Source organism: Candidatus Kapaibacterium thiocyanatum (assembly GCA_001899175.1).
In the GTDB taxonomy this organism is placed as follows: Bacteria; Bacteroidota; Ignavibacteria; order Kapaibacteriales; family Kapaibacteriaceae; genus Kapaibacterium; species Kapaibacterium thiocyanatum.
This window is the reverse complement of sequence record MKVH01000024.1, coordinates 523,157-547,476: the sequence shown is the minus strand read 5'-3', so window position 1 is coordinate 547,476 and position 24,320 is coordinate 523,157. Positions and strand designations below refer to the sequence as shown.

The window sequence follows — 24,320 nt, the reverse complement described above, 5'->3', positions numbered from 1 at the left end:
TGGTAACGAATGTTACCTCAACCCCACAACAAATGATACGACACCATTGGGCAAAAAAAAAAGGCCGGTCTAGCGACCGGCCTTACGTTCATCTTGTTCCCTGGATCAGGAGTTGGCGAAGATGTTGGCTTCGATACTGATCGTTTCGCCGACACTCTTGCCTACGACACCGGCCTTGCCCGTGATATTATGGTCCTTGAGGGACACGGAGAAGGTCGTCTTGACCATCACGAAGTTGCCGGTGGCGCGCTTCTTCGTGGCATCGGATTCGGGGAGATAGGTCAGGTTGACCGTCGTCGTCAGAGGCTTCGTGACGCCGTGGCAGGTGAACTTGCCGACAGCCGTGGCGGTAGCGACATTGCGGCCATCCTTGGTCTCCACCTTGATGTCCTTCAGCGATTCGATATCGAAGGTGATGGTCGGATACTTGCCCGCATCCAGCCATACGTCGCTGTACATGTGATCGTCGCGCTTGGCGATGGCCGTCGTCATCGACTTCACGCCTACCTCGATACGCCCCTTCGTCGCTTCGAGATTGGCGGGATCGAACTGGAAGCTGCCCGTCACGTTATCCGCCGTGCCGTTGATCTTCTCCATCGGAGCGTCGCTCTGGAAGAGGATCTGGTTCTGGCCGACGCTGTTGTTCAGGGAATACTTCTTCGTTCCGCCCATAGCTCCGGAGAAACCCGTTCCCGCGATGGCGCCGTTGAGCGATACGACGGTCAGCACTCCGAGTGCCAGCACCTTCATTGCCTTCATGTCCAATCCTCACTGTTACAATGATGAATTATGTGTTCACACACGCATATTACGAACGATCTCGGCCAGTATTGCAACGGAGGACCGAATTTCGTCGTGCGTCGTGTCCTTCGAGACGCTGAAGCGTATCGCCGCTCGGGCTTCGGCCGCGGACAGTCCCATCGCGCTGAGGACGTGACTGGGCTGCTGGCTGCCGGATACGCAGGCGGAACCGTTGGAAACGGCCACACCGGCGATATCCATGGCCTGCAGGATGGCCTCGCCGTCGAGTCGGTCCGCGTCCAGGAAGGATACGTTGAGGATGTGAGGCAGAACGCCGTTCGCGGGAGTGTTGAACCGGATCTCCGGAATGGTCCGGACGAGAAGATCGCGCAGGAGGGTTGTACACGACGTCATGTGGGCCGCGTGCGCGTCCATCCTGGCATGGGCCTTTCTGGCAGCGGCCTGGAAGCCGACGATCAGGGCTACCGCCTCCGTACCGGCACGGCGGTTGCGTTCCTGCGCCCCACCCTGCTGATGGGACTTGAAATCGATTCCCTTGCGGATGAAGAGAGCGCCGATCCCCTTCGGGCCGTGGATCTTGTGCGCCGAAACCGTCGCGAAATCCACGCCAAGTGCCTTCACGTCGACGGGGATCTTCCCGAACGACTGTACGGCATCGGTATGGATGTAGGCAGACGGTATGCGTTCACGCAGGGCGGCGATGGGCTGGATCACACCCGTTTCGTTGTTGGCGTGCATGATGCTGACCAGGCACGAGGCCTGATCGTAACGTGCGACCTCGTCCGGACGGACACGGCCGTCGGCATCGACACCGATGACGTCGACGTCGGTTCCATGTGCGGCCATCTCTTCGGCGGGATGCAGGACGGCATGATGTTCCGTGGCGCTAACGACGATCCGGCGCACCAGGGCCGATTCGGCATACATGCTCTTGAGTACGGTATTGTCCGCCTCCGTGCCACCGCTCGTGAAGATCAGTTCGGCCGGATGGGCGTTCATCAGCAAAGCGATTTCCGTACGGGCGTTCTCCACGGCCACACGGGCTGCACGGCCCAGCGAGTGGATCGACGAAGCATTACCGTAGGAATCGCGCATCCACGGCAACATGGCGTCGAGAACGTCCTCGTCCATACGCGTCGTAGCACTATTGTCGAGATAGATCATGGCAGGTCAGGTACGGCCGAATCCCTTGTAGAGATCGAACTTGGCGCTGTAGACGACGATGTTCAGCTCTTCGTCGCGCAGTGTACCGCCCGACGGGGAAAGGTAGAACGTAGCCACGTCGTCCGTCGGTTCCTTGGCCAGACGTCCCTGTGCGTCCACGTAGAACCGCACCATCCTGTATCCCAGACGTTCTTCCGCCGTAGCGGCCTGGGCGAGCAGATGTTCGGGAGAATAGACGAGAAGATCGCTATGTTCGGCGGCCATACGGATGAGGTGTTGGTAAGAGCTTCAAATTAAATAATTTTGGCGGCTTGTGCCGGACCTGGCGTACGGCCCGTGCGGGCTAAAATCCGTCTATCGGGTAAACGTCATCGGCGTTTTGTCATCAACTGCGAATTTCCATGATCAGCCTGCTCAAGAAGATCTTCGGCACAAAACACGACAAGGACGTCAAGGCCTTGTTGCCGATCGTCGATGAGATCAACGAGATCTACGAGACCTACCATACGCTGAGCGACGACGATCTGCGCGCGAAGACCGACGAGTTCCGACAGCAGATCGCCGCCTCCATCCAAAGTCTCGTCGAAGAGGAAGAGGCTATCCGTGAGCAGCTCCGCAACGATGGCAGCATGACGCACATCGAGCGCTCCAACGCCTATGCCCGCATCGGCGAGATCGAACGCGAGAAATTCAAGACCGTACAGGAAACGCTGGACGGCATCCTGCCCGAAGCCTTCGCACTGGTGAAGCAGGCATGCAAGCGCCTGGTCGGACTCGAGTACGACGTCGTCGGCCAGCAGCTCCGCTGGGACATGGTCCCCTACGATGTCCAGCTCATCGGCGGTATCGTCCTGCACCAGGGCAAGATCTCGGAAATGGCCACGGGTGAAGGCAAGACGCTCGTCGCCACCCTGCCGCTCTATCTCAATGCGCTCGCAGGACGCGGCGTGCACCTCGTGACCGTCAACGACTACCTGGCCCGACGCGACCGCGAGTGGATGCAGCCCATCTTCGACATGCTCGGCATCTCGACCGGCTGCATCCAGTCCAACATGCCTCCCCAGCAACGGAAGGCCGAATACCAGGCCGACATCACCTACGGTACGAACAACGAATTCGGCTTCGACTATCTGCGCGACAACATGGTGAACGACGCCGTCGACATGGGGCAGCGTGGGCACTGGTTCGCCATCGTCGACGAAGTCGACTCCGTCCTCATCGACGAAGCCCGTACTCCGCTCATCATCTCCGGTCCGGTAACGACCGCCAGCTCCGATCAGGCCTTCGTGGAAATGAATCCCCGCGTACGCCGCCTGGTCGAAGTCCAGAGCCGCCTCATCAACACCCTCGTCGCCGACGCCGAGAAACTGTCGGCATCGGGTACGAAGGAAGACCGCGCCAAGGCCGGCGTATGCATCCTCAGTGCGCACCGCGGTATGCCCAAGCACAACCGCCTGGCCAAGCTGCTGCAGGATCCGGACAACATGAAGCTCCTCAAGGAAACGGAGCTCGACTACCTGAAGGAGCAAGGACAGCGCATGCACGTCATCGACGACGAGCTGTTCTTCACCGTCGACGAGAAGAATCACCAGATCGACATCTCCGACAAGGGCCGCGAACTCCTCTGTTCCGCCCAGGAAGATCCCGAGATGTTCGTGATCCCCGACATCGCGTCGGAGATGAGCGCCCTCGAAGGCGACGAGACGATCACGGGACAGGACAAGCAGGAGAAGAAGGACGCACTCATGCGCGTGTTCGCCGAACGGTCGGACCGCATCCACGTCATCAACCAGTTACTGCGCGCCTACTCGCTCTACGTGAGAGACGACGAATACGTCGTTCAGGAAGGCAAGATCAAGATCGTGGACGAGTTCACGGGCCGTATCCTCGAAGGGCGCCGTTACTCGGACGGACTGCACCAGGCCATCGAAGCCAAGGAAGGCGTGATGGTCGAACAGGATACGCAGACGTTCGCCACGGTCACGCTGCAGAACTACTTCCGCCTGTACCACAAGCTGGCCGGCATGACCGGTACCGCCGAAACGGAAGCGGGAGAATTCTTCGAGATCTACAAGCTCGACGTCGTCGTCATTCCCACCAACCGCGGAATCGCACGGAAGGACCTCGACGACCTGATCTACCGTACCAAGCGCGAGAAGTACAACGCCGTCGTCGAAGCCGTCCAGCAATACATCAAGGACGGCCGCGCCGTCCTCGTGGGCACGACCAGCGTCGAAGTATCGGAAGTACTGAGCAAGATGCTCAAGCGCGCCAACGTACCGCACAACGTCCTCAACGCCAAACAGCACCAGCGCGAGGCCGAGATCGTATCGGGCGCCGGACGCAAGGCGGCCGTGACCATCGCCACGAACATGGCCGGCCGCGGTACCGACATCAAGCTGGATGCCGACGTGAAGGCCAACGGCGGCCTCGCCATCATCGGTACCGAGCGCCACGAAGCACGACGGATCGACCGCCAGTTGCGCGGCCGCGCAGGCCGTCAGGGTGACCCGGGATCGTCGCAGTTCTTCATCTCGCTCGAGGATGACCTCATGCGCCTCTTCGGTGGCGAGCGTATCGCCGCGGTGATGCAGCGTCTGAAGGTACCCGAAGGTGAGCCCATCCAGAGCCCCCTCGTGACGAAGTCCGTAGGCAACGCCCAGAAGCGCGTCGAAGGCAACAACTTCGGCGTCCGGAAGCGCCTGCTCGAATACGACAACGTCATGAACCAGCAACGCGAAGTGATTTACGACCGCCGCCGCCACGCCCTCATGGGCGAGCGCATGCGCGGTGACTTCTTCGAATACATCAACGAGATGTCGGAGGACTGGTACGACCAGTTCCACGGCGAGAACGATACGGACGGCTTCAAGAATGCCGTGCGTACGACGTTGCTCTGCGAACCCGACATCACGGAACAGGACTTCTCGTCGCTGAAGAAGGAAGACGTCGTCCAGCGTGTCGTCGATGCGGCCACCGACTTCTACGACCGCAAGGAAACGATGCTCGGCAACGAATTCATGGGCGCACTGGAACGCGTGGCCACGCTGCAGACGATCGACGATCGCTGGCGCGAACACCTCCGCGGCATGGACGATCTCAAGGAAGGTATCTACCTCCGCGCCTACGGACAGAAGGATCCGCTGCTCGAATACAAGCAGGAAGCGTACAAGATCTTCATCGATCTCGTGAAGGACATCAACAAGGACTCCGTCCACTTCGCCTTCCGCTACTTCCCTGCCGTCGCCCAGCAACAGCAGCGCGCACAGGAACCGGTCGAGCAGCAACAGGAGCAACGTCCCGCCCCCGCGCAACGCCCGGCACCGCAGCCTCCTGCAGCACGGTCCGTCACGGCTTCACGTCCTCTGACGTTCTCCCATCCTACGGCGTCGTCGTCGTTCGGTGGAGCCGAAGAGACGGAACGCGTGCCCGCGCAACAGAACGTCACCACGGTCCGCAACGAAGGCCCCGCCATCGGTCGCAACGAACCGTGTCCGCACCATCCGGAGAGGAAATTCAAGAACTGCTGCGGCGCCGACGGAAGCAAGCACTGTGTCCGCACGTCATAAGAGGCCATGCGTGTACTCATCATCGAGGACGAACCCAAGGTAGCCGCCTTCCTGCGGAAGGGCTTCGCGGAACTCGGCTGGTCCGTGGATCTGGCGAACGACGGCAAGTCGGGTATCGCGAGTGCGCTCGCCGGAACGTATGACGTCATCGTCCTCGACCTCCTTCTGCCGCTCGTGCACGGACTGGACGTATGCAAGGCCATCCGTTCCGTCCGTACGACTCCGATCCTGATGCTGACGGCACTGGGAACGACCGAGGACAAGGTCAAGGGTCTCGAACTCGGTGCCGACGACTACGTAGTGAAACCATTCCAGTTCGAAGAACTGGTCGCGAGAGCTCGTGTTCTGACACGCCGTCATGGCAGGTCCGAACCCGAGCTTTTTCGTGTCGGTGACCTCGTCCTCGATGCGGAACGCCGCCTCGTCTCCCGCGCCGGTACGGAAATCGCACTCACGCCGCGTGAATACGCCCTGCTCCTCGAACTCATCAGACAACCGGGCAAGACGTTCACCCGCGCCGAACTGGCACAGCGTGTCTGGGGTATCTCGCACGACACCGGCACGAACATCATCGACGTCTACATCAAGTATCTCCGCAACAAGATCGACAGACCGTACGAACGGAAGCTGATCCATACGGTCCACGGCACCGGATACATCATCCGCGACGACGTGCCATGAAGATCGGCACCCGGCTCACCATCCTCTTCACGTCCATCACGGGTCTCGTTCTGGGCGGAGTGCTGGGTTTCATCTACGTGCTGACCGCCCGGAATGCGAAGGACGACTTCTTCGAGCGTCTCCGGGAGCGCGCCGTCATCGCGGCGACGGTCTTCCTCGAACAGGATGAACTGACGCGCCACCGTCTGCTCGAATCGAATCGCCGGTTCCTCGTCACGTTACCCTACGAACGTATCCTCATCATCGACCGGCAGAACCAGCCGCAGTTCGTGGAAGCCAAGGCGGATACACCGATCCCCCATCATCTCGTGGCACAAACGCGCCGCGAGAATCTCGTCCGCGAATGCCGCGACTCCGTCTGCACGGCAGGCCTCTACTACCACGACAACCAGGGAGACTTCGTCATCCTGGTCTCGGCCGTCGACGCGGTAGGCAACGGGAAGCTCGCCGATCTGCGGTTCATGATGACGGCGGGACTCTGCGTGGGTATCGTGCTCATGACGATGGGCGGCTTCATCTTCTCTCGCAGGATCCTGCGTCCGTTCTCGAAGATCGTCACCGACGTTCACAGCATCTCGTCCACCAACCTCGATCATCGTATCGACGTCGGCGACGGCCGCGACGAGATCGCACAACTGGCTTCGACGTTCAACGAAATGCTCGAACGTCTGCAGACATCCTTCGAACGGCAGCGCCTGTTCGTCGCCAACGCATCCCACGAACTCCGCACGCCGCTCACTTCCATCATCGGGGAGATACAGGTAGTCCTGGCCCGTCCGCGTACGGCCGATGAATACAGGACGACGTTACTGTCCATCGCTTCCGGAACGGAGCATCTCAATGCCATCGTGAACGGTCTTCTGCTCCTTGCACGGTCGGATGGCAGCCGCTCGCTCGAAGGCACGCATCCCGTCCGTGTGGACGAATGCCTCCTCGATGCCATCGACCTGCTCGGCAGGCAGTACGACACGGGCCGTATCCGCCTTCACACCGAGACGATGCCCGAAGAGGAATCGCATCTCACCATCGACGGCCATGAAGTACTGGTGGCCGTCGTTCTTACGAACATCATCGACAACGCCCTTAAGTACAGTGAAGATAAGCCGGTAGATATTTATCTTGAATCCGACGGAACGACCATCACCATCACGATAGAGGACGATGGCATCGGTTTCGACGATACAGCCGCCGGTCACGTGGCGGATCCATTCTTCAGAACCGACGACGCGCGACTCCATGCCGAGGGGCATGGCATCGGTCTCGCAGTCACGGAATCCATTCTCCATCACCTCGCCGGAACGATCGATATCAGCAGCGGTCCGGCAGAAGGCACGACGGTCATCATCCGGCTTCCAGCCTCGACGAAGCGTTAATGACATCCTAATCCCATTCTCATGATATTCTCATGAAAACGGCAAACGCATCGCGGTGCAATGCCGTCATACGGTCGGTTGACACAACACGAATAGCCTCATGTCCAGGTACCGATTCATTTCGATCGTCGTAGTGCTCTCGTCGTACGTATCCCTCGGTGCGCAACCGGTACGACGGGAACTGTCCGTGGAATCGGCCGTGCAGACCGCCCTCGCGCGGAACGCCGGCATCGCCGTCGTCCGTGCGGACGTACGATCGGCCAGGGGCAGCCTGCTGCAGGCATCGACGGGATACAATCCCTCTCTCGCCATCGAATACAATCTGTTCAACCGTACGAACGGCAAGTGGCTGGACTTCAACAACGGCGCCAATCCGAGCCAGCAGACCGCATCGATCGATACGAAGATCGACTACTCGGGAACCGTCGGCGGCCGTACGTCCGTTGCCGAGAAGGACGTCGAGGTCAACGAGACGGTCCTGACGGCAACACAACGACTCCTCACCGCCCAGGTGCAGCGTGCGCTCGTCGACATCCAGGCCTATGCGCGCCAACGACGGATCACGGATGGAGCCATCGACTCGCTCCGTGCGATGATCACGGCCATGGAGTCGATGAGAGGACGAGGCGTCTATGCCGAACAGGAACTGCTGCGCATCGGCGTCCTGGGCTACCAGCTCGAGCGGGCTGCCAGCGAGATCCGCATGAACGAACGCAATGCGATGGGCGCCCTCCGGGTTCTCCTGGGCGACAGCACCGACGTCGTCTACGACGTCACGCCCTTCGCCACCCGTCCCACGACGTCGTTGTCCGACACGCTCACCGAACCGTCTCTTCTCTCCCTGGCCATGCGCGAGCGGCCCGACCTCGCGATCAACCGCATCCAGCGCGAGCGCGAGCTCGCCAATCTCAGCTATCAGAAACGCCTCGCCTGGCCCGACCTCCGCATGGGCCTCACCTACGACAAGCAGGGAAGCTCCTGGCCCGACTACATGGGCCTCACCATGTCTCTCGAGCTGCCGTTCTTCGACCGCAACCAGGGTGGCATCGAGATCAGTCAGGCCAACATCGAACGCAGCGATGCCTCGTATCGTGCCGGCATGGAATCGGCCACACAGGACATACGCTCGGCCCTGGCCTCGCTTCGCGAGTCGACCAACCTGCTTCAACGGGCACGCACACTGGATAACGCCACCGGTGGCGAACGCGCGACCACCCTCCTGAACGCCTACAGGGCACGCGCCCTGGGCTTCATCGAATTCGTCGATCTCTATCAAGCCATCGTCGATGCCTCCATCATGTCCATCGAAGCGGAGCGCCACTGGTACAACTCCGTCATCGATCTCAACGTCGCGGCCGGAACGACGGTACTTCCCATCAACTGATCCACCTGACTCCGAGTAGCCTCATGCGACTCCATCATGTCCTCCTGTCCACGATCGCCATCGCATCCCTGACTGCATGCAATCATGCCGACAGCGACGACGACGCGCCCCGTGCCCAGGCACTATCTCTCGACTCGGTGTCGAAGAACATTCCCATCAGTGTCGATACGGTCCACGCCACCGCTGCCGAGCAGTACATATCGCTGACGGGCCGCGTGACGTACGACGAGGATCTCATCTCCCGCGTCGTGCCCTTCGCCGGCGGCATCGCCGTCGACGTCCGTGCGGACATCGGCGACCAGGTTCGCAAGGGGCAGTCTCTCGCCGTCGTCCAGTCCGCCGAAGTCATGGACGTATCGTCGCAGGCCGCAGCGGCCCGAAGCAACGTCGCCGTGGCAGAGAAGAGCCTGCATGCAGCGGAGATACTCCACAAGTCCGGCCTGATGACGGATCGCGATTACGAAGCGGCCGTACGTGAGGTGGAACGCACACGATCGGAGCTTCAGCGCACGCAGGACGTCAGCGGGCTGCTCGGCTCGTCGTCGTCGTCGAACTACACCGTGAAATCCCCGCGCACCGGCACCATCGTTCAGCGTGCCATCACACAGGGGTCCCACTTCCGTGCCGACGACGACAGCCCCCTGTTCACGGTCGCCGATCTGTCGCGCGTATGGGTACTGGCCAACGTCTACGAATCGGACATCAATGCAGTACGTGAAGGGGACTCGGTCGCCATCCAGGTCATCGCCTATCCGGACACGACCTTCCACGGCATCATCAATCGCATCTACAGCGTTCTCGATCCCGGTAACCGTACGATGAAGATCAAGATCCAGGTATCGAATCCCCGACTCCTGCTGAAGCCGGAGATGTTCGCCAACGTCGTCATCCGCAGGAAGGAGCATCGCTACCTGCCGTCCGTCAAGACGACGTCGCTCATCTTCCACAACAACAGTCATTGGGTACTTGTCGTAGGAGCCAACGACAAGATCTCGCCGCGGAAGGTCCATCCCTACCGTGAGGTGGGAGACCGTACGTACATCATGGATGGCCTGGCCGAAGGAGAGCATGTGGTGGCCAGCAATCAACTTCTGCTATTCAACGCAATCGTACAATGACCGCACTCATCAGATTCATCATCGCCTTCTCGCTGCGGAATCGCTTCCTGATCCTCTTCGCGACGGCAGGTCTCATCGTGGCTGGCCTGGTATCGTTCTCGACGACGATCATCGATGCCTTCCCCGATGTCACCAATACGCAGGTGACGATCATCACGCAATGGCCGGGAAGAGGTGCGGAAGAAGTCGAGAAGTTCGTCACCATCCCCATCGAAGCGTCCGTGAACGGCGTCGCGAGGAAGAGTTCGCTGCGCAGTACGACGCTCTTCGGTCTGTCCGTGATCAGGATCATCTTCGACGACGACGTCTCGGACCTGGAAGCACGGCAGAACGTCGCCAGCCTGCTCGCCAATGCCGACATGCCCGAAGGCGTCAATCCCGAGATACAACCACCGTATGGCCCCACGGGCGAGATCTTCCGCTATACGCTGCGCAGCAAGACGCACTCGGTCAGCGATCTGAAGTCGCTGCAGGACTGGGTGATCGAACGCCGCATCAGGTCCGTGAGCGGCGTGGCGGACGTCGTGAGCTTCGGCGGCGTGGTCAAGACCTTCGAGATCGGCGTCAATCCGAACCTGCTCAAGAAGTACGACCTCACGCCGCTCGCCGTCTACGACGCCGTCACCAAGAGCAACGTCAACGTCGGTGGCGACGTCATCGAGAAGAACGATCAGGCCTACGTCGTCCGCGGTATCGGCCTGCTGCAGTCGATCGACGACATCAACAACATCATCGTCGATTACATCGACGGCATGCCGATCCTCGTCAAGAACGTCGCAGACGTCTACGAATCCACCCTGCCGAGACTCGGCCAGGTCGGACGCAACGCGGAGCCCGACGTCGTCCAGGGTATCGTCGTCATGCGCAAGGGCAAGGATCCAGGCCTCGTCATCAAGGCCCTCCAGGAGAAGCTCGACGAGATACGCGCGACGGCGCTGCCGAACGATGTGGAGATCGTGCCCTTCTACAACAGACAGAACCTCATCGACTACTGCATCGGCACGGTATCGCACAACATCGTGGAAGGCATCATCCTCGTCACGGTCATCGTGCTGCTCTTCATGGCCGACCTGCGCGCCACGTTCATCGTGGCCATCATCATTCCCCTGTCATTGCTCTTCGCCTTCGTCTGCCTCAAGATCAAGGGCATGCCCGCGAATCTGCTGTCGATCGGCGCCATCGACTTCGGCATCATCATCGACGGGGCCGTGGTGATGGTGGAGGGGATATTCGTGGCATTGGACCATCTATCCCACAAGATGGGCATGGACCGGTTCAACAAGATGTCGAAGCTCGGCATCATCAAGCGCGTGGGCACGGAGATGGGCAAGTCCGTCTTCTTCGCCAAGATCATCATCGTCACGTGTCTCATTCCGCTCTTCGCCTTCCAGAAGGTCGAAGGGAAGCTCTTCACGCCGCTGGCCTATACGTTGACGTTCGCCCTGCTTGGAGCGTTGCTGCTCACGCTCACGCTCGTACCGGTACTGGTGAGTATCCTCATGCGGAAGAACGTGCGGGAGCGCCACAACGTCATCGTCGACTTCATCCGCAAACGTATCATCGGCCTCTACGATCTCGCGGCACGTAACAGGAAGGTCTCCATCACGGCCACGGCCGGTGTCGTGGCAGCCGGTATCATGTCCTTCGGCCTGCTGGGTACGGAATTCCTGCCGCACCTCAACGAAGGAGCCATGTACGTACGGGCCAATCTTCCCCTCAGCATCTCGCTCGAGGAAGCCGTGCGTCTGTCGGCAGGCATGCGTGACATCATCCGCAACTTCCCCGAAGTGCGCGGTGTGCTGTCGCAGACGGGACGCCCGAACGACGGAACGGATCCAACGGGATTCTACAACGTGGAATTCCATGTCGACCTCGTGCCGCAGGCACAGTGGAAGCGGCATATCACACGCGACGACCTGGTGTCCGAAATGCAACGTCGCCTCGCCATCTATCCGGGCATCAACTTCAACTTCTCGCAGCCGATCATGGACAACGTCGAGGAAGCCGTGTCGGGTGTGAAGGGATCGATCGCCGTCAAGATCTTCGGCCAGGACCTGCACGTCATCGAGAAACAGGCCGAGCATGTGGAGTCGATCCTTCACAAGGTACCCGGCATCGCCGACCTCGGCATCATCCGCAACCTCGGTCAACCCGAACTCCGCATCGAGCTCGACAAGCAGCGCATGGCCACCTACGGCGTGACGTCGGCCGACGCGAACAGCGTCATCGCCATGGCCATCGGCGGGAAAGCCGCATCGCAGTTCTACGATGGCGAGCGCAAGTACGGTATCCGTGTGCGCTACCTGCAGGAATATCGCAGCAACGAAACGGAGATCGCCGATCTGCGCGTACCCACGCTCCACGGCACGACCGTTCCGCTGAAGGAAATCGCCACCATCAAGTCCGTCACCGGCCCGTTGCTCCTCTTCCGCGAGGGCGCCGCACGATTCATCGCCGTGAAGTTCTCCATCCGCGACCGCGACATGGGCAGCACCATCGCCGACGCGCAGCAGCAGATCGGCAAAGCCGTGAAGCTGCCTGCGGGAGTGACGCTGACGTGGACGGGCGACTTCGAGAACCAGCAGCGCGCGGAGTCCACACTGGCCGTCGCGGTTCCCATCAGCCTCATCCTCATCTTCCTGATCCTCCTGGCCACCACGGGGAACGTCCGCGACGCCGTCCTCATCATCCTGAACGTACCGTTCGCATTGATCGGCGGCATCTGGGGTCTGCTTCTCTCGGGTACCAACTTCAGCATCTCGGCGGGCATCGGCTTCATCGCCCTGTCGGGCATATGCATCCTGAACGGCGTGCTGCTGGTCAACGAATTCCACCGACGGCGTACGGTCGACAAGCTGTCGCTGAAGGACGCCATCCGCGCAGGCGTGGAAAGCCGCATACGTCCCATCATCATGACGGCACTCATGGGCATCCTGGGCCTGTTGCCGGCCGCATTGTCGACGGGTATCGGTTCGGACGCCCAGCGTCCCCTGGCCATCGTCGTCGTCAGCGGCTTCGTCACGGCAGCCATCCTCTCGCTGGTGATCTTCCCGCAACTGTTCTATGCGGCGTATCACCGCCACAGAAAGTATACGGGATAGCGGCGGCGATCCACTCCGAGATCGTATACGGAGAGGCCGCTCCTGACATACCGTTGTCAGGAGCGGCCTCGTAGTTTCGGGAGACACAATCCGGAGCCATGACGATGACGACCATCACCATCGAACCATTCGCCGTCGCCGGCATCGCCGTACGGACGACCAACGAGAACGGCCAGGCCATGACGGACATTCCCGCGTTGTGGGCGCGGTTCATGTCGGAGAACGTCATCGTACGCATTCCGGGCCGCGTCGACGACACGGTCTACTGTATCTACACGGATTACGAGAAGGATCACACCCGGCCATATACGACGCTTCTGGGCTGCAAGGTGGCCAGCCTCGACGATCTTCCCGCAGGTCTCACGGGCAAGGTCCTGGGTGGCGGAACCTATACTCCGTTCATTGCGAAGGGCGATCTCACGGAAGGCATCGTCTACCACGAATGGTTACGTATCTGGAATGCCGGCATCGACCGCACGTTCACGACCGATTTCGAAGTGTACGGTCCGAAAGCCACGGACATGAAGAATGCCGAAGTCGATATCTTCATCGCCGTCGCATAACAACCCACCGATACCATGGTCGCTGAATCCAACAACTACTTCGCTCGCTACGAAGAACCCCTGCAGGGTTTGTTCCTCTTTCTCAGGAAGCTCATCCTCGACAAGGATCCGAACATCACCCAGACCATGAAGTATCAGATGCCCTTCTTCTGCTACAAGGGCAAGATCTTCTGCTATTTCTGGATACACAAGAAGCTCGGGATGCCCTACATCGGCTTCATGGAAGGCAGCAAGATCGACCATCCCGATCTCGTCAGCGAAGGGCGTGCTCGCGTGAAGATCCTGCTCCTCGATCCGGACGAGGATATTCCCGTAAAGAAGATCGACGACATCCTGACGATGCTCCTCGCCTTGTACCATACCGACGAGAAGCTGCGGAAGGCAGTACAGTGCATGTCGCGACGACGCTGAGTCCGTCGTAGCGTCCGTCATCGCTCCCCTCGATCGTACACGATGACGATCGTGCTAGAGGCATTCCTGTATGCGTATCTCCCCTTGCAGGTCGATCGTGACGTACTGTGAAGGCTTGTCCGTCCAGCACCCGGAATTGAAGTATCGCACGCCATCGACGCTCGTCTCCGTCGCATGATGCGTATGGCCGCAGAAGACCACGTCCGCTTCATGCTGCTTCCTGCCATAGACTGCGGCATCGTGCCCTACCTTGTCGCTCAGGCGAAGCCACTTCTTGCTGGTACGTTTCACCCATCGGCTCATGCGGTGTTCGGGGTCCATCTTCTGCAACAGCAGATAGAGCCACGACGCGACGGCCGTCACGATGACGTGATCGTTGATCCACTTGTCGAACTGATGTCCGTGGATGGCGAGATGGCGACGCCCGTGCGATTCCCACAGATATTCTTCGTGGACGGGTACGCCGAGCAGATGGCTCAGGATTTCCGCCACGCCACCATCGTGATTGCCCACGACCCAGACGACGTCCACTCCCCTGCGTGGGTTCGACATCCTGCGGATGTAGGAAAGGAACTTCCAGTCGTCCTTCGACAACCTGTTGAAGTTCAGATCGTCGAAGACATCGCCGTTGAGGATCAGCCTGTGATATGTGCAGGACCGGAGCAGTTCGAGCAGCCTGCTCGACCGGCTTACATCCGACCCGAGATGAATGTCCGACACGATGATCGTATCGACCTCGGTGTCATGATCCGGAACGATCGTCGACGGCATCGTCGTCGAGGGGTCTGAAGGCATAGGCATGCTGTACGAAATAGTTCTTCGGGAAGGGTGCGCCGAGACCGTATCCGGATGGCTTGGCACCCTTCGGGAGGTAGGCGGTACCGAACATCCAGTCCCATATCGCCAGCTTTGTCGAGAAATTCCTGTTGTGCGCCTCGTCGTCCACCGCATGATGCCAGCGATGCATTTCCGGACCGTTGATCACGTATTGCAACCAGCCCGTTCGCACGTCGATGTTGCTGTGAATATACATTCCCCAGACGGCATCGATACATCCCTTGATGACGGCGACCTCGGGCGAGGCCAGCAGGACGATCGGCGCGAACTCGATGGTCTGGTTGATCATGATTTCGAGCGAGTGCGAACGCGATCCGCTCAACCAGTCCACATCGTGTGTCGAGTGATGGGCCTCGTGCAGCCGCCAGAGCGTTGCGCTGCGATGCTGGAGGCGATGGAACCAGTAGATGTAGAGGTCGTGCACGACGAGGAAGATCACGACCTGCACGACGAGCGGCAGATCGCGTACGAGCGTCCATCGATGTATTCCGGTTCCGGTGTCCACGTAGTGGAGTACGTTGAAGATGATCAGGCCGAGAACGTAGCTCTGGACGATCGTGTACCAGAAGAAGTCGTTCCAGAATCCTTCACGGAAGAGTCTCTGCCCCTTCGAATAGGGGGCCATACGCTCCAGTGCGATGAACAGCAGCGCGGCCCCTATCGTAATCCCCATCGTGACGACTTCGAGATTGCTCATCAGACCGTCACTGTCTCGCGTGAAGGAACGCGGCGCAGCTTGGCACGCGGACCGATCTCGCTGTCGTAGACGCGCTTGATGCCGTCACCGAGAGCCACTTCGATGTCGCGGATGTTCTCTACAAGACGTTCGAGTCCACCGAGTTCGACGGAGGCGGCCTGGTCCGTACCCCACATGGCGCGATCGAGTGTGATGTGGCGTTCGACGAAGCCGGCACCGAGAGCGACGGCCGCCCACGTCGTGGCGAGGCCCGTCTCGTGTCCGGAATATCCGATCACGATCTCCGGGAACCGCGCACGCAACGTGGTGATCATCCTGAGGTTGAGCTCGGCGACGGGTGCTGGATAGGACGACGTCGCATGAGCCACGAGAAGCTGGCGAGGATCGAGCACGGAGATGGCTTCTTCGATCTCCTCCATCGTGGACATACCCGTAGAGATCATCAACGGACGTCCGGTGGCCTGCATGGCGTGCAACAGGGAGATATCCGTGAGCGAAGCCGAGGCGGCCTTGTAGAAGGGTACGTCGAAGTAGCGTTCCATGAACTGGACGGCTTCCTCGTCCCAGCACGACACTGTCCAGTCGATACCATTGGCGCGGCAATAGCGCTGGATCTCGGCGTAGTCTTCGGCATTGAATTCGACCTTGTAACGGTAGTCGATATAGGTCATGCGTCCCCAGGGCGTATCGCGTTCGATCAGCCACTGATCGCGCGGAACGCAGATCTCGGGAGTACGCTTCTGGAACTTGACGCAGTCGGCCCCGGCGGCAACGGCACCGTCGATCATCTTCTTCGCGGTTTCGACCGAGCCGTTGTGGTTGATGCCGATTTCGGCAATGACGTAGACCGGTGCGTCGTCGCCTACGCGACGGTCGCCGAGCATGATTGAACGTTGCGACATGATGGGCCTCATCTCTACTGATGGGATGGAATGAATTACCAGATCGTCCAGCCTCCGTCCACGACCAGATCGTGTCCGGTCATGTAGGAGGATGCATCGCTCGCGAGGAAGACCAGGGCACCCCGATAGTCCGAGCGACCGGCCATGCGGCCGATGGGTGTGCGCTTGCTGTAGTTGTCGATGAAATACTGTTGCTGACCGTTCTCGACGCCCCCGGGCGAGAGCGTATTGACCCGCACGCCCGCATGTCCCCAGTACGATGCGAGGAATCGCGTCAGCATCCCCACCGCACCCTTGCTGGCGGGATAGGCGGCCGATTTGAAGAAGGGCTGCTTGCCGTCGGGCGTCCTGTAGATGGACTGATCGGGCGCTACACTACCGTAGGTGGAACCGATGTTGATGATGCTGCCCGCTCCGCGTCCGGCCATGACGGCACCGAAGACCTGGCAGCAGAGGAAGACACCCGTGACGTTGACGTCGAAGACGCGCTTCCACAAGGCGAGCGGATACCGTTCGAAGGACGATAGCTCCGCGGCCAGCACAGGATGCTCGACCATATCGTTGATGGCCGCATTGTTCACGAGCACGTCGATGCGTCCGTAGTCCGCAAGCAGCATGTCGCGCAGTGCCACGAGCGACCCGGGATTGGTCACGTCGAGCATTACGCCGCGATGCGGTTCGCCGATCTCGGCGGCGGCATCGATGGCGGCGTGCTGATCGACGTCTGCGGCGATGACGACGGCACCTGCTGCCGCGAGTGCACGGCAGTGCTCACGACCGATGAGGCCGGCTGCACCGGTGACGATGGCCACACGACCGTCGAGATGGAAGGACGAGAGGACGTCGTTCATACGGACTCCGCGACGCGCCTGGGTTTCATGTTGAAGTTGCTCGTCTTGCGGAAGACGGCCTGGACGGGCTCGCCACGCAGCAGTTCGTCGACCGTGCCGTTGACGACCGCATCGCGCAGCATGGGGAGCACGGCATCGTAGGCATCCAGAACGTGTTCGATGTCTTCATCGGTATGTGCGTAGCATACCGTATGGAAGCCGCCCCACAACACGCCACGGCGGATCATCTCCTGCTGCATCAGGGACTTCATCAGCAGCGGATCGCCTGCAGACGCATCGAAGGTGACGATGGAACGACATGGAAGACCCGACGCCCTGGTGAAGTCCATGCCGTGTGCCGCCGCGATGGCATTGTATCCATCGCGCAGACGCGTTCCCTTCGCCGCGATGGCCGTGGTTACGTCGTGATCGCGCATGAATTCGATGGTGGCCTTCGCCGCCGCCAGCGACAGGGCCTCTCCTCCGAACGTCGTGAAGAAGAAGACGTCGCGTTCGAGCAGCGACATCACATCGGCACGACCTGCGAGGATGGACAAGGGCATGCCGTTGGCGACGGCCTTGGAGAAGCAGACGAGATCGGCACGGGCACCGAAGTATTCCTGTGCTCCGCCGAGAGCGATGCGGAAGCCCGTCCACATTTCATCAAAGATCAGAAGGATACCACGTGCATCGCAGATCTCGCGAAGAACGGACAGGAAGTTGTCCACGGGTACCGTGAAGACGGCGGGCTCGAGGATGATGGCGGCCGTATCGTCGTCGATGGCGTCGAGTACGCTCGTCACGTCGTTGTAGTTGAACGTATAGGTCAGATCGCGCACCGCTTCCGGGATTCCCGCTGCGCGGTCCGTCACGCCGATGTACCAGTCATGCCAGCCATGATAGCCGCAGCAGAGGATGGTATTGCGTCCGGTGAAGGCACGTGCCAGGCGCACGGCGGCCGTCGTGACGTCGCAGCCCGTCTTGCTGTAACGAACGCATTCGACGTTCGGAACGACGTCGCGTACGAGTTCGGCCACTTCCACTTCCAGCGGATGCATGAGCGAGAACGTCATACCGTCGGCCAGTTGCCTGCGTACCGCTTCGTCGACGACGTCGAAGGTATAGCCCAGCGAAAGCGGGCCTACGGCCATCGTCATGTCGATGTATTCATTGCCGTCGGCATCCCATACGTGACCATGATGACCGCGCACGGCATAGACGGGAGCGATGCCGCCCACGTACTGTCCCGGTCCCTTCGCCAGCGTCTGCGTGAGCGCGGGAATCAGGCCCGTAGCACGGCGTCGCAGGTCGTTGGAGGCGGTGATGTCCGGATCCCGTGGATCAGAGGCCGTTGCGATCGACATTGTGTACCTCGATGGTGGTGGTGAGGGCCGTGCGGATACGGTGTGCGATCCGCTCGCCGGTGAAGCCTTCGTGATGGAGCACTTCCGTGAGACGCCCGGGGCGGAACCAGCGTTCGTCGAGTGCGATGCTCTGCACCTTGCACATGCGTTGATGTGCGAGAAGCGTCTCCGCGAGGATCGTATGCAGGCCGCCCGTACGGAAGTGATCCTCCACCGTCACGACCAGTGTGCTCTCCTTCGCCGCGTCGAGCAGCAACGCCGTATCGATGGGCTTGAGCGTCCGCATGTTCACGACCTGGACCGTCAGGCCATCGGTCGACAGCAGATGGGCCGCCTCCATCGCCTGGCGCAGCAGGAAGCCGTAGGTGAGGATCGTGACGTCGCGAGGGCCTACGGCCGGGCCGCTGACGATTTCCGCACTGCCGAGTGCGAACGGGGTACGATGCTCCACGGGAGCCGGACCGTTGGTATAGCGGATGTAGAAAGGGCGCCCGCTCCTGACGATGTGGGGCAGGCCGATGACGAGGTCTTCGGCGTCGGACGGACAGAAGACGCCGACGTTCGGGATGCCGCGCATGAGGGCGATGTCTTCGATGGCCTGATGCGTCGGGCCGTTGCCGTCGGACAGGAACCCGGGAACGCCACCGACCATGATGACCGGCAGGTTCGCGATACCGACGTCCGTACGGATGAATTCGAAGGCACGCATCGTGAGGAACGTCGCAAGGGCATGCGTCACGACGATACGGCCACGCAACGCCAGCCCGGCAGCGGCGCCGATCATCGTCTGTTCGGCGATGCCGACGTCGATGAACCTGTCACCGAGGAGATCCGGAAGGTTCCGTATGGCGGCACGGTTCTCCGCCGTCATGACGATCACCCGCTCGTCCTGGCGTGCGAGATCGTAGAGGGTCTGTTCGTACGTTGAATACATCAGCGGACGTGAAGTGTTTCGGAAGTAAGGGTAGTGCGTTCTGATCCGTGTAGCTCCTGTAGTAGCGCGTCGACCTCTTCGGTCGTGAAGTTGCAGAACCAGCGATCGGCACGTTCGGCGATACTCGGAACGCCGTGGCCGCGTTGCGTCGAGGCGATGATGGCCGTGGGGCGGCCATGCTGCGGAGCCCATCCCTCGAAGACCGCGTGCAGTGCATCGAAGTCATGGCCATCGACGCTCAGGGAATTCCATCCGAACGCCTCGAACTTGTCCGTGATGGGTTCGAGCGGTATCAGTTCTTCCGTGCGGATGTTGGCCTGGAAATGATTGCGGTCCACGACGACGATGAGGTTCTCCAGTGCGAGGGCCTGGGCGGTGAGACAGGCTTCCCATACGCTGCCTTCGTTGAGTTCGCCGTCGCCAAGGATGACGACGACCCTGTTCGCATCGCCACGCATCCTGATGTCGAGGGCGAGACCGATGCCTACCGACAGCAGATGGCCGAGCGATCCCGAATGGAATTCCACACCGTCGACGGCACGGTTGGGGTGCCAGTAGATGCTGTCGTTCACGGACAGATGGTTGTTCAACCGCTGCGGATCCATGAAGCCGAGTTCGGCGAACGTACCGTAGAGCGCAGGTACGTCATGGCCCTTCGACAGCAGCAGGTAGTCCCTGTGCGGTGCATGGACCGTATCGGGGCTCACGTTCAGGAAGTGACCGTAGAGGTAGACGAGGAGATCGGCACAGGAGAGCGAGGCACCCGTGAAGCATCCTCCATCCGTGGACATCCTGAGGATGTGTTCCCGTACGCGCAACGCACGCTGCTGCAATGCCGCCTTGTCGATGATCGTAGTCGTCATATGTGGGAACGCTGTATTGGTGCGGGACGAGTGTGTTCCTGCGAGATGGTCCGCAGGACGTCGAGATGCTCACGGTACCAGTTGACGCCTGCGAGGTGGGCGTTCAGTGCGAGGATTTCCGGACGGCGCTCGAGCAGGTCCAGGACGTCGTCGATACCGAACTGCGGATTCGTCGGGAAGAGCTCGTGATAGACCGCCTTCACCAGCATGTAGTCTTCGGGATAGTCGATCGTCCAGCGATGCGACATGCTGTAATCCAGCCCCCGCTCCCATGCGACGTTCCTCACCCTGACGTCCGGATTGCCGTCCCACATCCACGGCGTCGTATGCTCGCGCTCGTGCGCGCGGTGCGCGCCGTGCCACGCACGCTCGAGTACGGACATGGTCATGAGTTCCACGTCGTTCCCATCGGGATACGTCGCGGGATGGAGATTGCCGACGTAGTCCACATCGGCAGGGCTTGCGAGATAGTTGCCGATGATACGATCAACGACGACCGGATCGATGAGGGGGCAGTCGCTCGGAACCTTCACCACGACGTCGGCGGAATAGGCGATGCCTGCTCTGTAATGTCGATCGAGAAGATCCGTGGGATGACCCTGGAATACGGGAATACCGTGTTCGAGGCAGGTGGCCACGAGCAGGTCGTCGGCCGGATCCGTCGTCGCCGCCACTACGCACTGCGTGGCGAGCTTCGAGCGCATCACGCGCTCCATGAACCGGATGACGAGCGGCTTGCCTTCGAGCGGAAGCATGACCTTGCGCGGCAGGCGGGTGGAACCCGTGCGGGCCTGGCAGACGACGATGATACGCTGCGTCATGCCGCCCTCCTGCCGTAGGAGCGGTCCATCACGCGCCGGCATACATCGGCGATGACGGCACCCGACGTACCGCCGTTCTGGATCGGCGTCATGCGGTGGAGCTGTTCCAGCGGAAAGTCGCTGAACACCGTCTTGCCCAGGGCGATGCCGACGTAGACGCATGACGAGAAGCGTGTCACGAGCGTATCGCAGTGTGCGATCATCGGATGGACGTCGCCTCTGTCGTAGACGATGGCGCCGGGTGCCCACTGCTCTATTTCCTTCGTCGCACGGTCCACACGTTCGTTCGGATGCAGCTTGAAGATGAGCTCGCGTCCATCGGCGATCCGTACGGCACGTTCGATGAATCGACGACGGTTCTCGTACTTGAAGGTCTCGCGGGAATCGGACGTAGCCACGAGGACATAGTCCTTGTGCGGGAACGGAATGTCGTGATAGGCAGCACAGTGGTCGAAGTTCGGAATACCCGTGACTTCGATCTTGTCGGGTCGCACGCCCTTGCGGATGAAGTGATCGCGATACCCTTCCGAGGCCACGCAGAACTTGAGGTAGGCATCGCTCAGGCCCGTCGTGGACGTCGAGGCCAGGTAACGAGGAAGGCCGAGCCACTTGACGAGGTAATAGGCCAGATTCTCCGGGTCGGTCATCCCTTCCTGGACCAGCACGATCCGGCGGTGCCGGATGTTCTTCGGCACGACGAGGTCGCTACAGGTGACCACGAGGTCGTAGGGCTGGCGTTGTCCGCGATAGTCGACCCGCAGATCGTGCCGCTCGCAATACGAGAACACACGATCCTTGAAGGTACGGCCGGCGATGGTGAATTCGAGGAACTGCTTCCGTTCGAGGACGGCGAGGAGCCCATCGGTATAGAAAGGAGTGAACCAGCAATCGGCGTCCGAGAGATGCTTCGCGATGGCGTGCATCATCGTCGTCTGGTTCATCGAGCCGCAAATGAACAGTATTCGTTTCACGGTGGCAAAACTCGCCACGGGGCATTATGCGAGGATTACGTCATCGTGAAGGTGTGATGACGCGATCGCCGCTCCATGTTACGGCTTCGCAAAGCGTGGGTCGGTCAGCAATGACCGATCCGTCAACGCCTTCATGAAGGCTACCATCGCCGCTTTCTCGGCATCGGTGAGGCTGAGCTTGCGAACGCGCTTGTCCTTGTTGACGAAGTTCGTCCCCCCACGATCGTAGTGATCCATCACCTGCTCGAGCGTGCGGAGGTCTCCCTGTTCGCTGTCCCCCGTCGCCATGTAGGGCGGGGTAAGCTCGATGTTGCGCAGCGTCGGCGTCTTGAACCGTCCTTCGTCCGCTGGCTTGCGCGTGACGTTGTACCGGCCGACATCGAAATAGTGATGGAAGAGACCGACGTTATGATACTGGTTGTCCGTGAAGTTCACTCCGCCATGGCAGGCCCCGCACTGCGTGCGCTCGCTGAAGAAGAGGCGCATCCCCTCCTGCTCCTGGGCATTGAGCGCGTTCCTGTCGCCACGGATGTAGCGGTCGTATGGACTGTCGGCACCGACGATCGTGCGTTCGAAGGTGGTGATGGCCTGGATCAGGCGACGCATCGTGATCACGGTATCGCCCCAGGCATCCTTCCACATCCGGCGGTAGTCGCCGGAACGCATCAGCTCTGCGGCCTTGACGGTATCGGCATTCATCTCCGCAGGATTCATGAAGGCAGCCATGGCCTGCTCCTCGAGCGTACCGGCACGGCCGTCCCAGAAGAACACGTTCTGATAGGCGACGTTGAGCAACGGAGGTGCGTTGCGCTGGCCGCGTGCACCGTCCACGCCGACGCTGACCTGATTGGGCGAATCCGTGAAGGCATTTTCCTGACGGTGACAGGTACCGCAGGCCACCGTGTTGTCCGACGACAGGCGCATCTCGTAGAACAGATGACGTCCGAGCTCGGCCTTCGACCGTGTGATGGGATTGTCCGCAGGAAACGGCACGGCAGGCATGTGGGCAGGCACTGCAGGGAACGGCTCTTCGGCCGGAGGACGGAGCGTATCCGTACATCCGGCCAGTGCCACGGCGATCACCGCCAGTATCCAGCAATGTCGACGAGTGCTCATGCGAAGGTGTCCCGCAATTTGTCGAGGAATTCCCGCGCCTCCCGGCCCTTCAGCCCGAAGGGCTCCAGTGCTTCCACGGTATCGGGCAGCGTCGTAAGGTATGACCTCAGCGCGCGCAATTCGTTACGCGAGAACCGCCGCGAGTGCAGGATATAGTCCTCGAAGGCTTCATAGGCCACGGGAACGATCTGGCGCACGATCTCGGCCATGGCTTCGCCATAGACGCGGATCTCGTACTGGGCATGCGGATCGATGCGAAGCTTCAGGAAGTGGAAGAGATTGTGCAGGTCGACCTTCCAGTACCACTCCGTGTAGTTCGAGACGGGAAGATTGATGCGCGCGATCTCGCGCGCCAGGTTCTCGCCGAGCAGGTCCTGATACTCGTCGTAGAGACCATCCTGCGTCGTACGCATACGCTCGGCGATGGCTTCGGCCTGTTCCTGCGGGAAGGCTTCTTCGCCACGCCCCTGCTTGTTGACGATGCTCTGCGGACGGATCTGGTCCAGCGACGGCACGTAGAACTCGTCCTTCATCTCCGAATAGCGTCCGCTGTATTCGTTGACGTTCGCCGTACGATGACGGATCCATTGCCGGGCCACGAAGATGGGGAGCTTGACGTGGAACTTGAATTCCACCATCTCGAAGGGCGTCGTGTGAAGATGGCGCAGCAGATAGCGGATGAGGCCTCGATCCTCGTGTACCTTCTTCGTGCCGGTGCCGTACGAAACGCGGGCAGCCTGCACGATGGAGGAGTCGTCGCCCATCACGTCGATGAGACGAATGAAGCCTTTGTCAAGACACTTGAATTCCTTGCCAATCAATTCACCGACTACGTCGTTCATATGCTCCTCGTTTGATG

General features: G+C 60.5%; 22 protein-coding genes. 8 read left to right on the top strand and 14 right to left on the bottom strand.

The features are described from left to right. Positions 1 to 105: 105 nt before the first annotated feature. Genes BGO89_10930 through BGO89_10920 form a run of 3 tightly spaced genes read right to left on the bottom strand, consistent with a single transcriptional unit; the run spans position 106 to position 2,190 of the window. Entirely contained in the window at positions 106 to 759 is a 654-nt protein-coding gene (locus BGO89_10930) for a hypothetical protein (protein OJX57020.1), read from the bottom strand. Positions 760 to 795: 36 nt separating this feature from the next. After that, complete coding sequence (locus BGO89_10925) at positions 796 to 1,926, bottom strand: hypothetical protein (protein ID OJX57019.1); 1,131 nt, start codon at positions 1,924 to 1,926, stop codon at positions 796 to 798. Between the two features lie 6 nt (positions 1,927 to 1,932). Then, positions 1,933 to 2,190 carry a hypothetical protein gene (locus tag BGO89_10920; GenBank protein OJX57018.1) on the bottom strand — a complete coding sequence of 86 codons (258 nt, stop codon included), beginning with the start codon at positions 2,188 to 2,190 and terminating at the stop codon, positions 1,933 to 1,935. A gap of 137 nt (positions 2,191 to 2,327) precedes the next feature. Between BGO89_10920 and secA the strand changes: the two genes are divergently transcribed. The 8 genes from secA to BGO89_10880 all read left to right on the top strand — a co-directional run bounded on the left by secA (position 2,328) and on the right by BGO89_10880 (position 14,126). Further along, entirely contained in the window at positions 2,328 to 5,495 is a 3,168-nt protein-coding gene (gene secA / locus BGO89_10915; GenBank protein ID OJX57017.1) for a preprotein translocase subunit SecA, read from the top strand. Positions 5,496 to 5,501: 6 nt separating this feature from the next. Continuing rightward, on the top strand, positions 5,502 to 6,176 hold the full coding sequence (locus tag BGO89_10910; protein OJX57016.1) for a DNA-binding response regulator: 675 nt from the start codon (positions 5,502 to 5,504) through the stop codon (positions 6,174 to 6,176). Beyond that, positions 6,173 to 7,549, top strand: coding sequence for a hypothetical protein (locus BGO89_10905; GenBank protein ID OJX57015.1), 1,377 nt, complete (start codon positions 6,173 to 6,175; stop codon positions 7,547 to 7,549). The genes BGO89_10910 and BGO89_10905 overlap by 4 nt, the downstream gene beginning before the upstream one ends. A 100-nt stretch (positions 7,550 to 7,649) precedes the next feature. Next, positions 7,650 to 8,933 (top strand): hypothetical protein, encoded by a 1,284-nt coding sequence (locus tag BGO89_10900; protein OJX57014.1) that lies wholly within the window; start codon positions 7,650 to 7,652, stop codon positions 8,931 to 8,933. 23 nt (positions 8,934 to 8,956) lie between these two features. Next, complete coding sequence (locus BGO89_10895; protein ID OJX57013.1) at positions 8,957 to 10,051, top strand: hypothetical protein; 1,095 nt, start codon at positions 8,957 to 8,959, stop codon at positions 10,049 to 10,051. After that, complete coding sequence (locus tag BGO89_10890) at positions 10,048 to 13,152, top strand: cation transporter (GenBank protein ID OJX57012.1); 3,105 nt, start codon at positions 10,048 to 10,050, stop codon at positions 13,150 to 13,152. Before BGO89_10895 ends, BGO89_10890 begins: the two co-directional genes overlap by 4 nt. 104 nt (positions 13,153 to 13,256) lie before the next feature. Next, entirely contained in the window at positions 13,257 to 13,715 is a 459-nt protein-coding gene (locus BGO89_10885; GenBank protein OJX57362.1) for an AraC family transcriptional regulator, read from the top strand. Positions 13,716 to 13,730: 15 nt separating this feature from the next. Continuing rightward, a complete protein-coding gene (locus tag BGO89_10880) occupies positions 13,731 to 14,126 on the top strand; it encodes a hypothetical protein (protein OJX57011.1) in 396 nt (131 codons plus the stop codon). 54 nt (positions 14,127 to 14,180) lie between these two features. Here BGO89_10880 and BGO89_10875 read toward each other — a convergent pair whose 3' ends face one another. From BGO89_10875 to BGO89_10825, 11 genes are all read right to left on the bottom strand, one after another. Further along, positions 14,181 to 14,897, bottom strand: a complete 717-nt coding sequence (locus BGO89_10875; protein ID OJX57010.1) for a hypothetical protein — start codon at positions 14,895 to 14,897, stop codon at positions 14,181 to 14,183. Further along, the gene (locus BGO89_10870; protein ID OJX57009.1) at positions 14,869 to 15,660 is read right to left on the bottom strand and encodes a fatty acid hydroxylase; all 792 of its coding nucleotides are present in this window, start codon (positions 15,658 to 15,660) and stop codon (positions 14,869 to 14,871) included. Before BGO89_10870 ends, BGO89_10875 begins: the two co-directional genes overlap by 29 nt. Further along, the gene (locus tag BGO89_10865; protein ID OJX57361.1) at positions 15,660 to 16,562 is read right to left on the bottom strand and encodes an N-acetylneuraminate synthase; all 903 of its coding nucleotides are present in this window, start codon (positions 16,560 to 16,562) and stop codon (positions 15,660 to 15,662) included. Before BGO89_10865 ends, BGO89_10870 begins: the two co-directional genes overlap by 1 nt. 35 nt (positions 16,563 to 16,597) lie before the next feature. Next, positions 16,598 to 17,413: a short-chain dehydrogenase gene (locus BGO89_10860; GenBank protein ID OJX57008.1), complete on the bottom strand. Its 816-nt coding sequence runs from the start codon at positions 17,411 to 17,413 to the stop codon at positions 16,598 to 16,600. Continuing rightward, the gene (locus tag BGO89_10855; protein OJX57360.1) at positions 17,410 to 18,717 is read right to left on the bottom strand and encodes an aspartate aminotransferase family protein; all 1,308 of its coding nucleotides are present in this window, start codon (positions 18,715 to 18,717) and stop codon (positions 17,410 to 17,412) included. Before BGO89_10855 ends, BGO89_10860 begins: the two co-directional genes overlap by 4 nt. Positions 18,718 to 18,733: 16 nt before the next feature. After that, a complete protein-coding gene (locus BGO89_10850; GenBank protein ID OJX57007.1) occupies positions 18,734 to 19,690 on the bottom strand; it encodes a transketolase in 957 nt (318 codons plus the stop codon). Continuing rightward, positions 19,690 to 20,553 (bottom strand): transketolase, encoded by an 864-nt coding sequence (locus BGO89_10845; GenBank protein ID OJX57006.1) that lies wholly within the window; start codon positions 20,551 to 20,553, stop codon positions 19,690 to 19,692. Before BGO89_10845 ends, BGO89_10850 begins: the two co-directional genes overlap by 1 nt. After that, positions 20,550 to 21,374, bottom strand: a complete 825-nt coding sequence (locus BGO89_10840; GenBank protein OJX57359.1) for an acylneuraminate cytidylyltransferase — start codon at positions 21,372 to 21,374, stop codon at positions 20,550 to 20,552. Before BGO89_10840 ends, BGO89_10845 begins: the two co-directional genes overlap by 4 nt. After that, complete coding sequence (locus tag BGO89_10835) at positions 21,371 to 22,315, bottom strand: hypothetical protein (protein OJX57005.1); 945 nt, start codon at positions 22,313 to 22,315, stop codon at positions 21,371 to 21,373. The genes BGO89_10840 and BGO89_10835 overlap by 4 nt, the downstream gene beginning before the upstream one ends. A gap of 108 nt (positions 22,316 to 22,423) precedes the next feature. Further along, positions 22,424 to 23,461, bottom strand: coding sequence for a hypothetical protein (locus tag BGO89_10830; GenBank protein ID OJX57004.1), 1,038 nt, complete (start codon positions 23,459 to 23,461; stop codon positions 22,424 to 22,426). Beyond that, positions 23,458 to 24,303 (bottom strand): FAD-dependent thymidylate synthase, encoded by an 846-nt coding sequence (locus BGO89_10825; GenBank protein OJX57003.1) that lies wholly within the window; start codon positions 24,301 to 24,303, stop codon positions 23,458 to 23,460. The genes BGO89_10830 and BGO89_10825 overlap by 4 nt, the downstream gene beginning before the upstream one ends. Positions 24,304 to 24,320: the final 17 nt, after the last annotated feature.

Bases quoted from the DNA above. Each gene is read 5' to 3' on its own strand.
- BGO89_10930 (OJX57020.1), bottom strand. From the start codon at position 759: ATGAAGGCAATGAAGGTGCTGGCACTCGGAGTGCTGACCGTCGTATCG.
- BGO89_10925 (OJX57019.1), bottom strand. From the start codon at position 1,926: ATGATCTATCTCGACAATAGTGCTACGACGCGTATGGACGAGGACGTT.
- BGO89_10920 (OJX57018.1), bottom strand. From the start codon at position 2,190: ATGGCCGCCGAACATAGCGATCTTCTCGTCTATTCTCCCGAACATCTG.
- secA (OJX57017.1), top strand. From the start codon at position 2,328: ATGATCAGCCTGCTCAAGAAGATCTTCGGCACAAAACACGACAAGGAC.
- BGO89_10910 (OJX57016.1), top strand. From the start codon at position 5,502: ATGCGTGTACTCATCATCGAGGACGAACCCAAGGTAGCCGCCTTCCTG.
- BGO89_10905 (OJX57015.1), top strand. From the start codon at position 6,173: ATGAAGATCGGCACCCGGCTCACCATCCTCTTCACGTCCATCACGGGT.
- BGO89_10900 (OJX57014.1), top strand. From the start codon at position 7,650: ATGTCCAGGTACCGATTCATTTCGATCGTCGTAGTGCTCTCGTCGTAC.
- BGO89_10895 (OJX57013.1), top strand. From the start codon at position 8,957: ATGCGACTCCATCATGTCCTCCTGTCCACGATCGCCATCGCATCCCTG.
- BGO89_10890 (OJX57012.1), top strand. From the start codon at position 10,048: ATGACCGCACTCATCAGATTCATCATCGCCTTCTCGCTGCGGAATCGC.
- BGO89_10885 (OJX57362.1), top strand. From the start codon at position 13,257: ATGACGACCATCACCATCGAACCATTCGCCGTCGCCGGCATCGCCGTA.
- BGO89_10880 (OJX57011.1), top strand. From the start codon at position 13,731: ATGGTCGCTGAATCCAACAACTACTTCGCTCGCTACGAAGAACCCCTG.
- BGO89_10875 (OJX57010.1), bottom strand. From the start codon at position 14,897: ATGCCGTCGACGATCGTTCCGGATCATGACACCGAGGTCGATACGATC.
- BGO89_10870 (OJX57009.1), bottom strand. From the start codon at position 15,660: ATGAGCAATCTCGAAGTCGTCACGATGGGGATTACGATAGGGGCCGCG.
- BGO89_10865 (OJX57361.1), bottom strand. From the start codon at position 16,562: ATGTCGCAACGTTCAATCATGCTCGGCGACCGTCGCGTAGGCGACGAC.
- BGO89_10860 (OJX57008.1), bottom strand. From the start codon at position 17,413: ATGAACGACGTCCTCTCGTCCTTCCATCTCGACGGTCGTGTGGCCATC.
- BGO89_10850 (OJX57007.1), bottom strand. From the start codon at position 19,690: ATGTATTCAACGTACGAACAGACCCTCTACGATCTCGCACGCCAGGAC.
- BGO89_10845 (OJX57006.1), bottom strand. From the start codon at position 20,553: ATGACGACTACGATCATCGACAAGGCGGCATTGCAGCAGCGTGCGTTG.
- BGO89_10840 (OJX57359.1), bottom strand. From the start codon at position 21,374: ATGACGCAGCGTATCATCGTCGTCTGCCAGGCCCGCACGGGTTCCACC.
- BGO89_10835 (OJX57005.1), bottom strand. From the start codon at position 22,315: ATGAACCAGACGACGATGATGCACGCCATCGCGAAGCATCTCTCGGAC.
- BGO89_10830 (OJX57004.1), bottom strand. From the start codon at position 23,461: ATGAGCACTCGTCGACATTGCTGGATACTGGCGGTGATCGCCGTGGCA.
- BGO89_10825 (OJX57003.1), bottom strand. From the start codon at position 24,303: ATGAACGACGTAGTCGGTGAATTGATTGGCAAGGAATTCAAGTGTCTT.